This is a genomic window from Pseudomonas sp. UMAB-08, from assembly GCF_900095225.1.
Taxonomy (GTDB): Bacteria; Pseudomonadota; Gammaproteobacteria; order Pseudomonadales; family Pseudomonadaceae; genus Aquipseudomonas.
Map to the genome: position 1 here is coordinate 75695 of NZ_LT607430.1, position 15730 is coordinate 91424.

Genomic DNA, 15730 nt, shown 5'->3' on the forward strand with positions numbered 1-15730 from the left:
TTGGCCTTGACAGCGACGGCAGTGAAGGATTTTTAACGCTGTTTCTAAACGCCATTGTTCCGGGATAACTTGCCCACAATCCCTGTTAGTGCTCCTGTGGATAAGGTGTTCGCCATCCGCTGCAAGCCACGGCCTGCTTGCGTTTTTGGGGAGTGGTCAAAAAATGATCAATAGCGTTCAGGAAGTGTACTTTCAGATAAGTCACGGTTTTTCTTGGGGTTTTCCACAGGCAAAATCCGACTTGCCCACAATTGCTGTGGGTGGGTCTGTGGATAAGTTGTTTGTGAAAGGCTGGGAAGGGCGGCGGGGTTGGTGTTGGCGGGTGTTGGTTAAAACTTAATCATTTGTAGGTGCGGATTGATTGACGGCGCAGTGTGACGGACACACCGCGCCATCTCCTTACTCGTGACTGACCGGCACACCCTTCAGGTACGCTGCCGGCTCTGCGCCGAGGTTGCTCAGCAGGCGTTCGCTGTACCAGTCGATGAAGTTGACCACGCCGAACTCGTACGTCTTGGAGTACGGGCCTGGCTGATAAGCCGTGGAGTTGATCCCGCGCTGGTTTTCTTCTGCCAGACGACGGTCCTGGTCGTTGGTAGCGTCCCACACCTTGCGCATGTTCGCCGGGTCGTAATCGACACCTTCAACCGCATCCTTGTGCACCAGCCACTTGGTGGTGACCATGGTTTCCTGTGCGCTGATCGGCCACACGGTGAAGACGATGATGTGATCGCCCATGCAGTGGTTCCACGAGTGCGGCAAGTGCAGGATGCGCATCGAACCCAGGTCCGGGTTTTTGATCCGGCCCATGAGTTTCTTGCTGCCTTGCTTGCCATCCATGGTCATCGACACCGTGCCTTTGAGCAGCGGCATGCGCACGATGCGGTTACGCAGGCCAAAGCTGGCGTGGGCGTAAGGAATCTTCTCTGCTTCCCAGGCAGCGGCAGACGCGGCCACGTGATCCTTGAAGGCCTGGTCGGCACGCGGGTCGGTGACGTCGTCCCACTCCAGCAGGGTTTTCAACAGTTCCGGGTGCGATGCGTTGCAGTGGTAGCACTCGCGGTTGTTTTCCAGCACCAGTTTCCAGTTGGCTTTTTCCATCAAGGTGGTTTGCACCGCCACCTTGGTGTTCTCCATGTCGTACGGTTCCATGTAGTGAGTGAGCGTCGCCAGGAACTCATCAATGGCCGGTGGGTTTTCCGCCAGGCTAATGAAGATATAGCCTCCCGCTGTTTTAACGTTCACGGGCTTGAGGCCATATTGCTTCATATCGAAGTCGGCGCCCATCTCACTGCCTGCGAACAACAGGCGACCGTCCAGCTCGTAGGTCCACTGGTGATACGGGCATACCAGCTTGGCGACCTTGCCTTTTTCCCCGGTGCACAGACGCGAGCCACGATGACGGCAAACGTTGTGGAACGCGTTGATCTGACCGTCAGGACCCCGAAGGACGATGATTGGGTTCTTGCCGATTTGCAGGGTCAGGTAATTGCCCTTGGTCGGGATCTCGCAGGTCATGCCCGCGATCAGCCACTCTTTTTGAAAGATTTCCTGCATGTCGATTTCAAACAGCCGCTCGTCACTGTAGAAAGGCTGCGGCAGCGAAAACGTGCGTTCGCGGTTCTGCAGCATTTCGGCGGTGGCCTTACGTGCAGGTTCCAGCGGATCGCCCAAGCTCAAGGTTGCGGTGACGTCCATCTTTCAAGTCCTCATGACCGGTTTCAACGGTCGGCGAATTTGGCTAATACGGTTCTTTAGGTCAGTTGCACGCAAGGCGACGGTTCTTTTGCCGTTCATGCTCATGGTTACGCTTTTCATTGCAAAGCGGGCATGGATACTTAGAGCCGAGTGTGGGGTCCGGCGCTAACCGAACCTTATCCATGGGCGACATGGCCGAATCCGTTTCCGACGGGTGAACCCCGGTCGTTAGGGGCTGGTCGCGATAAGTACGTGAATGTCGCTGATAGGTAAGTGGGCAATCCGCACCTTACGCAGAATCCTCAACATAAGGCCGACAGTCGGCCGTGGAGATGAGCATGTCTAACAGTTTCCTCAGCCCGGTAAATACCCAGACCTGGGCCAATGGCCGCCACCTGGTTCGTGTCGTCAAGGTGATCCAGGAAACCTGGGACGTGCGCACCTTCTGTTTCATGGCCGACCAGCCAATTTTGTTCTTTTTCAAGCCGGGTCAGTTCGTCACCCTGGAGCTGGAAATCGACGGCGTGCCGGTAATGCGCTCGTACACCATCTCCAGCTCGCCCTCCGTGCCGTACAGCTTCTCCATCACCATCAAGCGTGTGCCCGGCGGCAAAGTCTCGAACTGGCTGCACGACACTCTGCACGAAGGCCAGGAGCTGGCTGTGCACGGGCCGGTGGGTTTGTTCAACGCCATCGATTTCCCCAACCCGAAAATTCTCTACCTCAGCGGCGGTGTCGGGATCACGCCAGTCATGTCCATGGCGCGCTGGTTCTACGACACCAACGCCAATGTCGACATGGTCTTTGTCCACAGCGCCCGCTCGCCCAAAGACATCATTTACCATCGCGAGCTGGAGCACATGGCGTCGCGGATCGACAACTTCAGCCTGCACCTGGTATGCGAAAAGCACGGCCTCGGCGAACCATGGGCCGGTTATCGCGGTTATCTGAACCAGAAAATGCTCGAATTGATGGTGCCGGATTTCCTTGAGCGCGAAGTGTTCTGCTGCGGACCGACGCCGTACATGAACGCCATCAAGCGTCTGCTCGAAGCCAACGGTTTCAACATGGATCAGTACCATGAAGAGTCGTTCGGCGCGACGCCGCCTGAAGCCCGCGCCGATGCGGTGGAACAAGCCGAGCAAGCGGCCGACGCCCCTGAGATCGATCTGGCGGACCTGCATCAAGTGGAGTTCATTTCGACGGGTAAGAGCATCCGCGTCGGCCCGGGCGAAACCGTACACGCCGCCGCCGCCAAGCTTGGCCTGATGATCCCCAAAGCCTGTGGCATGGGGATCTGCGGTACCTGCAAGGTGTTGAAGCTGGGTGGGGAAGTGGAGATGGAGCACAACGGCGGCATCACCGATGAAGACGTGGCCGAGGGTTACATCCTGTCGTGCTGCAGCGTGCCTAAAGGCGATGTGCGAATCGATTACTGACACATCGCTTATCGGCCATAAGACTGGCGTCTCGAGTGTTGCTGGCGAGCTTGCCCGTATTTGTCGCAGACGGGTCGGCCCGACGAGCAGCAGGAACCCCACAAGGAAAATGCAGTCAGTAATATTTCTATGCGTTTACATCGGCAACTCTTGAAAAGAAGCGGATAGGCGAGGAATCTAAGGCGTATACGCCTTGATAAGCCTAGCGTGTGCAGTGACTTTTCTTTATCGTGTGCGCCCTTTGAAATTTGCTTGAGAAATCAAAATGTTGGAAGCATCCCTGAGTCAATTGGAACAACTGGTCGGTGATCTTGTGCAGCAGAATCAGACCCTTCACGCCGCAAACGCGCAATTGAGTGCCGAGCTGGTCCAGGTCAAGGATGACAACGACAGCCTGCAATTGAGTCTGCTGGAGCAGGAAGAAAAACAGGGCGCTACTGCTGCCCGTATTCAGGCATTGGTTCAGCGTGCCACTAGCGTCAACCCTGTCAGCGCATGAGTAGCGATAGCCATGCGGTGAAGGTCGTCTCGATTCTGGGTAACGACTATTCAATCAAGGCACCCCTAGGGGAAGAGCAGGCCTTGCTGGACGCGGCGGTCATGCTCAAGGCCGCCCTGGCTGACACCAAAAAGAAATACCCAAGCCTGATCGGCGACAAATTGCTGGTATTGGCGGCGTTGAACCTGTGTTCGCAGCAGGTAGAACTCAAACGCCAGCACAAGATGGACCTCAACCGTTATCAAGAGCAGGTCAGCGCCACGGTTGAAGTGATCTCCAAGACCCTGGCTCAGGGGTAAGCCCCTCTTATGTGTGGGAGCGGATTCATTCGCTCCCACACAGCCTATGCAGGATTGACGCTATCCTGCCAGCATCACACTCCGGATATCCGCTGCCAACTCGCGCACGCGGTCTTCTTCGGTGTCCCACGAACACATGAATCGCGCGCCGCCGTTGCCGATAAAGGTATAGAAGCGCCAGCCTTTATGGGTCAACGCCTTGATCGCCGGTTCCGACAGTTGCAGGAACACGCCGTTGGCCTGCACCGGGAACATCAGCTCTACGCCGGGAATGTCCTTTACCAGTTCGCTGAGCAATTGCGCGCAGTGGTTGGCGTGGCGTGCGTGTTTGAGCCAGGCATCGTTCTCCAGCAGCCCGACCCATGGCGCAGAGAGAAAGCGCATCTTCGAGGCCAGTTGCCCGGCCTGTTTACAGCGGTAGTCGAAGTCTTCAGCCAGTTTATGGTTGAAGAACAAAATTGCCTCGCCAACGGCCATGCCGTTTTTAGTGCCGCCGAAGCACAGCACGTCAACCCCGGCTTTCCAGGTCAGTTCTGCCGGGGAGCAATTGAGGTAGGCGCAGGCATTGGCGAATCGCGCACCGTCCATGTGCAGGTTGAGGCCCAGCTCCTTGCACGTGGCGCTGATGGCCTTGAGCTCTTCGGGCTGATAGACACTGCCGACTTCAGTTGCCTGGGTCAGGGTCACGACCCGAGGCTTGGGGTAGTGAATGTCCTGACGTTTTAGCGCAACTTCACGAATCGACTCAGGCGTCAGTTTGCCGTTTTCGCTGCGGGCGGTCAGCAGCTTGGAGCCGTTGGAGAAAAACTCCGGTGCGCCGCATTCATCGGTTTCGACGTGGGCGGTTTCCGAGCAGATAACGCTGTGGTAACTCTGGCACAACGACGACAGGGCCAGAGAGTTGGCTGCGGTACCGTTGAAGGCGAAAAAGACTTCGCAGTCTGTTTCGAACAATTTGCGGAAATGATCAGAGGCGCGAGCGGTCCATTCATCGTCACCGTAGGCGCGCTGATGGCCGTGGTTTGCCTGTTCCATGGCGGCCCAGGCTTCGGGGCAGATCCCGGAATAGTTGTCGCTGGCAAACTGCTGGCTTTTATCTGTCATGGCCGACTCCCTGTGATCGAATAAGCTCGCACTTTAACCATGATTGTTGGCGCGGGTCATGCGTTGTTCTGTTTCCCGCTTTTTTCATCACGTGCATGGAGCCTTATGAGGTCGTTGCAGAAGCATCCGATAACCACCGGGCGAGACGCTGCGCTGGACCTGCTCAAGTGGCTGGCGATGCTCAGCATGGTGCTCGATCACCTGCGTTACGTCGGCTGGCCGGTGGACTTTCTGTATGTGCCGGGGCGCTTTGCGTTTCCTTGGTTTTGCCTGGCAATCGCCGCCAATCTGGCGCGTGGCGGGGCGGGTCAGGTTGAGGGCATTCAATGGCGCTATCTGGCCTGGCTGCTGGTGTTCGCCGGGCTGGCGGAGCTGCCTTACCGGTTGTTCATGCCGCACGCAGACACCTTGAACGTGTTGCCGACGTTGGGGTTGGGGTTGTTGGTGGCGCAGGGTTGGCGCGACCGTACGCCTTGGGCGTTGTGTTTGGCGGGCGTGGCGTTGCTGGTGGCGGCGGTTTTTCAGGCGCAGCTGATGTTCGGCTTTTTTGGCGTCGCGCTGCCGCTGGCATTTTTGTGGGTGCTGCGCGGGCCATGGTACGGGGCGCTACTGCCGGGGCTGGTGTGTCTGGCGAGCAACGCCTGGCCAGAGACGTTCGCGGCCGCGCGGTGGGGCGACAGTGTGTCGATCCTCGCGATAACGGTGTGCCTGGTCGCACCGCTGGTCGGATTGGCACTGCTGCGGACCCGGTTGACTGTCGCGGTCTGGCCAATGCGGCGCTGGGCGTATGCGATTTACCCCGTGCATTTTTTGCTGTTGGTCGGGGTCAGGTTTTGGGTGGCGGGGTGAATGCGTTCTATCGGTCAGGTCGCGCCGGCTTCTTTCGCGAAGGGGCCGGTTGAGACGACATAAACCTCCCGCCAAGCCCCATAACAGGGCCTTTCCCAGCTACCAATTATCTCTGCGCGCCAAGCCATGTCGTAAACGCACCTTTGCGTGGCGCCCATAGGCATTTGGCCTCTCTGCGTCGGACCTAACATCGCATCCAAAGGGCACTCTACACGCCCTATCGATAAGTCAGGCGCAGCGCCGCCGCTGGGAGAACCGCGATGTTCAGCAAGCAAGACAAAATCCAAGGCTATGACGATGTACTGTTGGCGGCGATGAATGCTGAAGAGCAACGCCAGGAAGACCACATCGAGCTGATCGCTTCGGAAAACTACACCAGCAAGCGCGTGATGGAAGCCCAGGGCAGCGGCCTGACCAATAAATACGCAGAAGGCTATCCGGGCAAGCGCTACTACGGTGGTTGCGAGCATGTGGATAAAGTCGAACAGTTGGCCATTGATCGCGCCAAACAACTGTTCGGTGCTGATTACGCCAACGTCCAGCCGCACTCCGGCAGCCAGGCCAACGCAGCGGTCTATCTGGCCCTGCTGCAAGCGGGCGACACCGTGCTGGGCATGAGCCTGGCCCACGGCGGTCACCTGACCCACGGCGCTAAAGTCAGCTTCTCCGGCAAACTGTACAACGCTGTGCAATATGGCATCGACACCGCCACCGGCTTGATCGATTACGACGAAGTCGAGCGCATCGCCGTTGAGTGCAAGCCAAAAATGATCATCGCCGGTTTCTCGGCCTACTCGAAAACCCTGGATTTCCCACGCTTTCGCGCCATCGCCGACAAAGTAGGTGCGTACCTGTTTGTTGATATGGCCCACGTGGCCGGTCTGGTTGCTGCTGGCCTGTACCCGAACCCGCTGCCGTACGCCGACGTGGTGACCACCACCACCCACAAAACCCTGCGCGGTCCACGTGGCGGCCTGATCCTGGCCAAGGCCAACGAAGAGATCGAGAAAAAACTCAACTCCGCCGTATTCCCCGGCGGTCAGGGCGGCCCGTTGATGCACGTTATCGCGGCCAAGGCCGTGTGCTTCAAGGAAGCGCTGGAACCGGGCTTCAAGGTCTATCAGCAACAAGTGATCGATAATGCTCAGGCGATGGCGAAGGTGTTCATCGACCGAGGCTACGACGTGGTGTCCGGCGGTACCGACTGCCACCTGTTCCTGGTCAGCCTGATTCGTCAGGGCCTCACCGGTAAAGACGCCGACGCCGCTTTGGGCCGTGCGCACATCACCGTGAACAAGAACTCCGTACCGAACGATCCACAATCACCGTTCGTGACCTCGGGCCTGCGTATCGGCACCCCGGCCGTCACCACGCGTGGTTTCAAAGTTCCACAGTGTGTCGAACTGGCCGGCTGGGTCTGTGACATTCTCGACAACCTCGGCGATGCAGATGTCGAGGCCAATGTCGCCAGCCAGGTTGCGGCACTGTGCGCCGATTTCCCGGTTTATCGCTGAGTCAGGAGTAGCCCCATGCAGCATTACTCAGGCTTCGGCCTCTTCAAGCACTCTCTCAGCCACCACGAAAACTGGCAGCGCATGTGGCGCACGCCGACCCCGAAAAAAGTCTACGACGTGGTCATCGTCGGCGGCGGAGGTCATGGTTTGGCGACTGCGTATTACCTGGCCAAAGAGCACGGCATCACTAACGTGGCCGTGGTCGAGAAGGGCTGGCTTGGCGGCGGTAATACCGCGCGCAACACCACCATCGTGCGTTCTAACTATCTCTGGGATGAGTCGGCGCACCTGTACGAACACGCAATGAAACTGTGGGAAGGCTTGTCGCAGGACATCAACTACAACGTGATGTTCTCTCAGCGCGGCGTGTACAACCTGTGCCACACCCTGCAAGACATCCGTGACTCGGAACGCCGGGTCAGCGCCAACCGCCTCAATGGCGTGGATGGCGAGCTGCTCAATGCCAAACAGGTCGCGGAAGAAATCCCGTACCTGGATTGCTCGAAAAACACCCGTTACCCGATCATCGGCGCGACCGTTCAGCGCCGTGGCGGCGTTGCCCGTCACGATGCCGTGGCCTGGGGTTTTGCCCGTGCCGCCGACGCTCTGGGCGTCGACCTGATTCAACAGACCGAAGTGATCGGCTTCCGTAAGGAAAACGGCGTGTGCATCGGCGTCGAGACCAACAAAGGTTTCATCGGCGCCAAACGCGTCGGCGTGGTGACGGCCGGTAACTCCGGGCACATGGCGAAACTGGCCGGCTTCCGCTTGCCGATTGAATCCCATCCGCTGCAAGCGCTGGTGTCCGAGCCGATCAAACCGATTATCGACAGCGTGATCATGTCCAACGCGGTTCACGGCTACATCAGCCAGTCCGACAAAGGCGACCTGGTGATCGGTGCTGGTATCGACGGATACAACGGCTACGGCCAGCGTGGTTCGTACCCGGTGATCGAACACACCATTCAAGCCATCGTCGAGATGTTTCCAGTCCTGTCCCGGGTGCGCATGAACCGTCAGTGGGGCGGCATCGTCGACACCACGCCGGACGCTTGCCCGATCATTTCCAAAACACCCGTGCCGAACATGTTTTTCAACTGCGGTTGGGGCACCGGTGGCTTCAAGGCCACGCCGGGCTCGGGCAACGTATTTGCCGCCAGCCTCGCCAAAGGTGAGATGCACCCCTTGGCCAAGCCTTTCTCCATCGACCGTTTCCACAACGGTGCACTGATCGACGAACACGGCGCCGCCGCTGTCGCCCACTAACAGGAGAAATACCTATGTTGCACATCTTCTGTCCTCACTGTGGCGAACTACGCTCCGAAGAGGAGTTCCACGCTTCGGGCCAGGCTCATATTCCGCGTCCGCTGGACCCGAACGCCTGCACCGATGAGCAGTGGGGCGATTACATGTTCTTCCGCGACAACCCGCGCGGTCTGCACCACGAACTGTGGAATCACGCTGCCGGTTGCCGTCAGTACTTCAACGCCACGCGTGACACCGTGACGTACGAGATTCTCGAAACCTACCCGATTGGCGCCAAGCCGCAATTCACGGCTAAAGCCGCCAGTACGCGTGCGGGAGACAAGGTATGAGCCAGAACAATCGACTGCCCAACGGCGGCCGTATCGACCGTAGCAAGGTGCTGAACTTCACGTTCAACGGTCAGCAGTATCAAGGTTTTGAAGGCGACAGCCTGGCCGCAGCATTGCTGGCCAATGGCGTCGACATCATTGGCCGCAGCTTCAAGTATTCGCGTCCTCGCGGGATTTTCGCGGCGGGTTCCGAAGAGCCGAACGCGGTGTTGCAGATCGGTGCCACCGAAGCGACCCAGATCCCCAACGTGCGCGCTACGCAACAAGCGCTGTATCAAGGTTTGGTCGCCACCAGCACCAACGGCTGGCCGAGCGTGAACACCGACGTGATGGGGATTCTCGGCAAGGTTGGCGGCAAGCTGATGCCGCCGGGCTTCTATTACAAAACCTTCATGTACCCACAATCGTTCTGGATGACCTACGAGAAGTACATCCGTAAGGCGGCGGGCCTTGGTCGCTCGCCTACCGAGAACGACCCGGACAGCTATGACGCGATGAACCAGCACTGCGACGTGCTGATTGTCGGCGCCGGCCCTGCTGGCCTGGCCGCAGCCCTGGCTGCCGGTCGCAGTGGTGCGCGAGTGATTCTGGCGGATGAGCAGGAAGAGTTCGGCGGCAGTCTGCTGGACAGCCGTGAAAGCCTGGACGGCAAACCGGCCGTCGAGTGGGTTGCTACCGTGCTGGCCGAACTGAAAAAAATGCCGGAAGTGACCTTGTTGTCACGGGCGACTGTGAACGGCTACCACGACCATAACTTCCTGACCATTCACGAACGTCTGGCCGATCACCTCGGTGACCGTGCGCCGATTGGTCAAGTGCGCCAGCGTATGCACCGGGTTCGCGCCAAGCGCGTGGTGTTGGCGACCGGTACTCACGAACGTCCGCTGGTGTACGGCAACAACGATGTGCCGGGCAACATGCTCGCGGGGGCCATTTCCACCTACGTCCGCCGTTATGGCGTGGCGCCGGGCAAAAAGCTGGTGCTGTCGACCAACAACGATCATGCCTACCGCGTAGCGCTGGACTGGCTCGATGCCAGCCTGCAAGTGGTAGCAATCGCCGATGCCCGGAGCAATCCGCGTGGCGCTCTGGTCGAAGAAGCACGGGCCAAAGGGATTCGCATCCTGACCTCCAGCGCCGTTGTCGAAGCGCGTGGCAGCAAGCACGTGACCGCTGCCCGCATTGCGGCCATCGACGTCAAAGGCCATCGCGTCACCAGCCCGGGCGAATGGCTCGATTGCGATCTGGTCGGCAGCTCTGGCGGCTACAGCCCTATCGTGCATTTGGCGTCCCACTTGGGCGGCAAGCCGATCTGGCGTGAAGACATCCTCGGTTTCGTACCGGGTGAAGCACCGCAAAAACGCGTCTGCGTCGGGGGCATAAATGGTGTGTACGGACTGGCTGATGCCTTGGCCGATGGTTTCGAGGGCGGCGCTCGCGCAGCCAACGAAGCGGGCTTCAAGGTGGTCGAAGGCGTCTTGCCAAAAGCCCTGACCCGCCATGAAGAACCGACCCTGGCCCTGTTCCAGGTGCCCCATGAAAAAGCCACCGCACGGGCGCCGAAGCAATTCGTCGACTTGCAAAACGACGTCACGGCTGCGGCCATCGAACTGGCGACCCGCGAGGGCTTCGAGTCGGTCGAGCACGTCAAACGCTACACCGCGCTGGGCTTCGGTACCGATCAAGGCAAGCTCGGCAACGTCAACGGTCTGGCCATTGCCGCCCGTTCGCTGAAGATGTCGATCACCGACATGGGCACCACCATGTTCCGCCCGAACTACACGCCGGTGACTTTCGGCGCGATAGCCGGTCGTCACGCAGGGCACATTTTCGAACCTGTACGCTTCACCGCGCTGCACGCCTGGCACGTCAAGAACGGCGCCGAGTTTGAAGACGTCGGCCAGTGGAAGCGTCCTTGGTACTTCCCGAAAAACGGCGAAGACCTGCACGCGGCCGTCAGCCGTGAATGCAAAGCCGTGCGCGCCAGCGTTGGCCTGCTCGATGCCTCCACACTGGGCAAAATTGACATTCAAGGCCCGGATGCGCGTGAGTTTCTCAACCGTATCTACAGCAACGCCTGGACCAAGCTCGATGTGGGCAAGGCGCGTTACGGCCTGATGTGTAAAGAAGACGGGATGGTCTTCGACGACGGCGTGACCGCCTGTATCGCCGATAACCACTTCCTGATGACCACCACCACCGGCGGCGCTGCACGCGTGCTGCAATGGCTGGAAATCTATCAACAGACCGAATGGCCAGACCTGAAGGTGTACTTCACGTCCGTCACTGACCATTGGGCAACCCTGACCTTGTCCGGGCCTAACAGCCGCAAGCTGCTCAGCGAAGTCACGGCCATCGACCTGGACAAGGACGCGTTCCCGTTCATGACCTGGAAAGAAGGCCTGGTGGGCGGTGTGCCGGCGCGGGTGTTCCGTATCTCCTTTACCGGTGAGCTGTCGTACGAGGTCAACATCCAGGCTGACTACGCCATGGGTGTGCTGGAAAAAATCGTCGCAGCGGGCAAGAAGTACAACCTGACGCCGTACGGCACTGAAACCATGCACGTCCTGCGGGCCGAGAAGGGTTTCATCATTGTCGGTCAGGACACGGACGGTTCGATGACCCCTGACGACCTGAACATGGGCTGGTGTGTTGGCCGGACCAAACCGTTCTCGTGGCTTGGCTGGCGTGGCATGAACCGCGAAGACTGCGTGCGTGATCAGCGTAAGCAGTTGGTCGGCCTGAAGCCGATCGATCCGACCAAATGGCTGCCTGAAGGTGCGCAGTTGGTATTCGACACCAAGCAGTCGATTCCGATGAGCATGGTCGGTCACGTGACCTCTAGCTACACCAACGGCTCGCTGGGTTATTCGTTCGCGCTGGGTGTGGTCAAAGGCGGCCTGAAACGCATGGGCGAACGGGTGTTCGCACCGTTGGTCGATGGCACTGTGATCGAAGCCGAAATCGTGTCTTCGGTGTTCTTCGATCCGAAGGGTGAGCAGCAGAACGTATAGCGACTCACCGCTTCTACACATTGGCGTTTCGGCAACACAACAGAATTCAGGACAGGTGCTCTATGACCACAGCCAACGTTTACCAACAGCGGCCAACGACCGGCGAAAAGGCCGAGTCGCCGCTGTTCCACGCCGACCTCAATAGCCTGGTTGGCAAAGGCCGCAACAACCCTGGCGTGACCCTGCGCGAGAAGAAACTGCTGGGCCATCTGACCCTGCGCGGCGACGGCAAAGACCCGGCGTTCGCGGCCGGTGTCGCCAAGGCGCTGGGCATGGAATTGCCGGTTGCGCTGACCGTCGTTGCCAACGGCGACAGCTCGCTGCAATGGCTGGGCCCGGATGAATGGCTGCTGATCGTCCCGAGTGGCGAAGAGCTGGCTACCGAACAGCGTCTGCGTGCAGCGCTGGACGGGCTGCACATCGCCGTGGTCAACGTCAGCGGCGGGCAAACCCTGCTGGAACTGACCGGGCCCAAGGTTCGCGAACTGCTGATGAAATCCACCAGCTACGACGTGCACCCGAACAACTTCCCGGTGGGTAAAGCCATCGGCACGGTGTTCGCCAAGTCGCAATTGGTGATTCGCCGCACGGGTGAAGAGACTTGGGAGCTGCTGATCCGCCGCTCGTTCTCCGATTACTGGTGGCTGTGGTTGCAAGACGCCAGCGCTGAGTATGGGTTGAGCATCAAGGCCTGACGCAATCCCCCTTGTAGGAGCGGACTTGTCCGCGAAAGCGTCAGTCCAGGCGAAGAAGATTCGACAGCATCAAAAAGGAGTCACCGCTAGATGAGCCGCGTACCCGATACATGGATTCTGACTGCCGACTGTCCGAGCGTTTTAGGCACGGTGGACGCGGTGACTCGCTATTTGTTCGAGCAGGGCTGCTACGTTACCGAGCACCATTCCTTCGATGATCGACTGTCGAGTCGGTTCTTCATCCGCGTCGAGTTTCGTCAGCCGGAGGGCTTCGATGAGCAGGCTTTCCGTGTGGGCCTGGCTGCACGCGGTGCAGCCTTCGGTATGGTCTTCGAGCTGACCGCGCCCAACTATCGACCCAAAGTGGTGATCATGGTCTCCAAGGCCGATCACTGCCTGCACGATCTGCTGTATCGCCAGCGCATCGGCCAGTTGTCCATGGACGTGGTGGCGGTGATCTCCAACCATCCGGATCTGGAACCGCTGGCACGCTGGCATGAGGTTCCTTATTACCACTTCGGCCTCGACCCCAATGACAAGCCAGCGCAGGAGCGTCAGGTCTGGCAAGTGATTCAGGAGTCCGGTGCCGAGCTGGTGATTCTTGCCCGCTACATGCAGGTGTTGTCACCCGAGCTGTGCCGTCGTCTCGACGGTTGGGCGATCAACATTCATCACTCGTTGCTGCCCGGCTTCAAGGGCGCAAAACCCTACCATCAGGCCTACAACAAGGGCGTGAAACTGGTCGGTGCAACGGCGCATTACATCAACAACGACCTCGACGAAGGCCCGATCATTACCCAGGGCGTCGAAGCGGTCGATCACAGCCACTACCCCGAAGACCTGATTGCCAAAGGCCGGGATATCGAGGGGCAGACGTTGGCGAGGGCAGTGGGTTATCACATCGAGCGGCGCGTGTTCCTGAACGCGAATCGCACGGTGGTTTTGTAGGGTTGACGCATTACATGTAGGTGCGGGCTTGCAACTGCGTGTCCCGCCACGATCGGCCGCGAAGCGGTCGTGATGTTGAAATGGCTGAAGGTCCTGCGGCCCTTATCGCAGGCAAGCCAGCTCCTACATGCCATAAAACAATAATAGAGAGGTGAAAGCATGTCTGGTAATCGTGGTGTGGTGTATCTCGGCGGCGGCAAGGTCGAAGTACAAACAATTCCTTTTCCGAAAATGCAGAACCCACAAGGCAAGCGCATTGATCACGGCGTGATCCTGCGTGTGGTATCGACCAACATCTGCGGCTCGGACCAACACATGGTGCGCGGCCGTACCACGGCGCAGACCGGTCTGGTGCTGGGCCATGAAATCACTGGCGAAGTGATCGAAGCCGGCCGCGATGTGGAAAACCTCAAGGTCGGCGATCTGGTTTCCGTGCCGTTCAACGTGGCGTGCGGTCGTTGCCGCAGCTGTAAAGAGCAGAACACCGGCGTGTGCCTGACCGTCAACCCGGCGCGTCCGGGTGGTGCTTACGGTTATGTCGACATGGGTGACTGGGTCGGCGGCCAGGCTGAATACGTGTTGGTACCGTATGCCGACTTCAACCTGCTGAAACTCCCGGACCGCGATGCGGCGATGGAAAAAATCCGCGACCTGACCTGCCTCTCCGACATCCTGCCGACCGGTTATCACGGCGCAGTGACGGCGGGTGTGGGTCCAGGTAGCACCGTGTATGTGGCGGGCGCTGGCCCTGTGGGTCTGGCCGCTGCTGCTTCTGCGCGCTTGCTTGGCGCTGCGGTGGTGATCATCGGCGACGTCAACCCGGTTCGCTTGATTCACGCCAAGGCTCAAGGCTTCGAAGTCGCCGACCTGTCGCTGGACACCCCACTGCACGAGCAAATCGCTGCGCTGCTGGGCGAGCCGGAAGTGGACTGCGCCATCGACGCCGTAGGCTTCGAAGCCCGTGGTCACGGTCATGACGGCGTGAAACACGAAGCCCCGGCCACGGTTCTGAACTCACTGATGGGCGTGGTCCGCGTTGCAGGCAAAATCGGTATTCCTGGCCTGTACGTCACCGAAGATCCAGGCGCCGTCGATGCTGCCGCGAAAATGGGCAGCCTGAGCATCCGTCTTGGCCTTGGCTGGGCTAAATCTCACAGCTTCCACACCGGCCAAACCCCGGTCATGAAATACAACCGCCAACTGATGCAAGCCATCATGTGGGACCGCATCAAAATCGCAGACATCGTCGGCGTCGAAGTCATCAGCCTCGACGAAGCACCGCGTGGTTACGGCGAATTCGATGCTGGCGTACCGAAAAAGTTTGTGATTGATCCGCACAAGTTGTTTAGTGCGGCGTAAGTTTGTTTGATAAATAGGAAGGGCGACTTTAGGTCGCCCTTCCTATTGTGGGTTTCGCACTCCCATTACCTCGTTGTAAGTCGGAAGCTTGTTGGCCTTGGCTTTAGCCTCAGCTTTGGCTTTAGCCGTGGCGTAGGCCCGGACATAGGCGTAGCTCGGAGGTTGGTGCATGTTATGTATGGCATTAACAACAATGTTGTTATCGCGATGAATAGCTTCTTGCAACTCGAGAGGAACATTCTTGCCGCGACCAAGAAACTGGTTTCTGCTGATCATATTTTTTCGCAGTTCATTTTTTGTGATGACAAGATTCTCATACTCGATATCAGAAGCCGTTAGCCTAGTTGTTGGCTTATTGATAGGACTGCTAGTTAATGGCGCTGAATGAGGACGTGGAGCATCTGCAGATGCGAAGGTTGATGTGTTTAAGGGATTACTTCCTGATATAAGGCTAGCCGCGCGGGGCGCCCGCGTGGAGGCATGGGGCTTTATGACTTTAAAAAATCTCAATGCGGGCTTCATAAAAGCAGGGATATGCCCGGTAGGATCCCGGTAGTTAACCGGATCCCCCCCACAATACGCATACCCATTCAATCCCCCCTCTCCAAACGGACTCAAACTGTCCGGGCTGTTAAACCTCATCAACACCGGATTAAACGCCCGGTAACCATTCCCCAACAAATAATGCCCCGTTACCGGGTCAGGCGGTTCGCCATT

General features: G+C 58.7%; 14 protein-coding genes. 11 read left to right on the top strand and 3 right to left on the bottom strand.

Annotation, left to right across the window (positions count from 1 at the left end; all coding sequences use genetic code 11):
* Positions 1-399: 399 nt before the first annotated feature.
* Positions 400-1698, bottom strand: a complete 1299-nt coding sequence (gbcA, locus tag K0F75_RS21750) for a glycine-betaine demethylase subunit GbcA (protein ID WP_219064039.1) — start codon at positions 1696-1698, stop codon at positions 400-402.
* 338 nt (positions 1699-2036) lie between these two features.
* Between gbcA and gbcB the strand changes: the two genes are divergently transcribed.
* From gbcB to K0F75_RS21765, 3 genes are all read left to right on the top strand, one after another.
* Entirely contained in the window at positions 2037-3137 is a 1101-nt protein-coding gene (gene gbcB, locus K0F75_RS21755) for a glycine-betaine demethylase subunit GbcB (protein WP_219064040.1), read from the top strand.
* A 265-nt stretch (positions 3138-3402) separates the two neighbouring features.
* The gene (locus K0F75_RS21760) at positions 3403-3636 is read left to right on the top strand and encodes a hypothetical protein (RefSeq protein ID WP_219064041.1); all 234 of its coding nucleotides are present in this window, start codon (positions 3403-3405) and stop codon (positions 3634-3636) included.
* Positions 3633-3935 (top strand): cell division protein ZapA, encoded by a 303-nt coding sequence (locus K0F75_RS21765; protein WP_219064042.1) that lies wholly within the window; start codon positions 3633-3635, stop codon positions 3933-3935. The genes K0F75_RS21760 and K0F75_RS21765 overlap by 4 nt, the downstream gene beginning before the upstream one ends.
* A gap of 60 nt (positions 3936-3995) precedes the next feature.
* Here K0F75_RS21765 and K0F75_RS21770 read toward each other — a convergent pair whose 3' ends face one another.
* Positions 3996-5039: a low specificity L-threonine aldolase gene (locus K0F75_RS21770; RefSeq protein WP_219064043.1), complete on the bottom strand. Its 1044-nt coding sequence runs from the start codon at positions 5037-5039 to the stop codon at positions 3996-3998.
* Between the two features lie 105 nt (positions 5040-5144).
* Between K0F75_RS21770 and K0F75_RS21775 the strand changes: the two genes are divergently transcribed.
* The 8 genes from K0F75_RS21775 to fdhA all read left to right on the top strand — a co-directional run bounded on the left by K0F75_RS21775 (position 5145) and on the right by fdhA (position 15013).
* Positions 5145-5888, top strand: a complete 744-nt coding sequence (locus K0F75_RS21775; protein ID WP_219064044.1) for a TraX family protein — start codon at positions 5145-5147, stop codon at positions 5886-5888.
* Between the two features lie 260 nt (positions 5889-6148).
* Positions 6149-7402: a serine hydroxymethyltransferase gene (gene glyA / locus K0F75_RS21780; protein WP_219064045.1), complete on the top strand. Its 1254-nt coding sequence runs from the start codon at positions 6149-6151 to the stop codon at positions 7400-7402.
* Positions 7403-7417: 15 nt separating this feature from the next.
* Complete coding sequence (locus K0F75_RS21785; protein ID WP_219064046.1) at positions 7418-8668, top strand: sarcosine oxidase subunit beta family protein; 1251 nt, start codon at positions 7418-7420, stop codon at positions 8666-8668.
* Positions 8669-8682: 14 nt separating this feature from the next.
* Positions 8683-8997 (top strand): sarcosine oxidase subunit delta, encoded by a 315-nt coding sequence (locus tag K0F75_RS21790; RefSeq protein WP_219064047.1) that lies wholly within the window; start codon positions 8683-8685, stop codon positions 8995-8997.
* Positions 8994-12011: a sarcosine oxidase subunit alpha gene (locus tag K0F75_RS21795; protein ID WP_219064048.1), complete on the top strand. Its 3018-nt coding sequence runs from the start codon at positions 8994-8996 to the stop codon at positions 12009-12011. The genes K0F75_RS21790 and K0F75_RS21795 overlap by 4 nt, the downstream gene beginning before the upstream one ends.
* A 62-nt stretch (positions 12012-12073) precedes the next feature.
* Entirely contained in the window at positions 12074-12706 is a 633-nt protein-coding gene (locus tag K0F75_RS21800) for a sarcosine oxidase subunit gamma (protein ID WP_219064049.1), read from the top strand.
* 90 nt (positions 12707-12796) lie between these two features.
* On the top strand, positions 12797-13654 hold the full coding sequence (gene purU, locus K0F75_RS21805; protein ID WP_219064050.1) for a formyltetrahydrofolate deformylase: 858 nt from the start codon (positions 12797-12799) through the stop codon (positions 13652-13654).
* Between the two features lie 159 nt (positions 13655-13813).
* A complete protein-coding gene (gene fdhA, locus K0F75_RS21810; protein WP_219064051.1) occupies positions 13814-15013 on the top strand; it encodes a formaldehyde dehydrogenase, glutathione-independent in 1200 nt (399 codons plus the stop codon).
* Between the two features lie 42 nt (positions 15014-15055).
* Here the strand turns inward: fdhA and K0F75_RS25930 are convergent.
* Positions 15056-15730: RHS repeat-associated core domain-containing protein (locus tag K0F75_RS25930; protein WP_257604460.1), on the bottom strand; the 675-nt coding region annotated here is incomplete at its 5' end.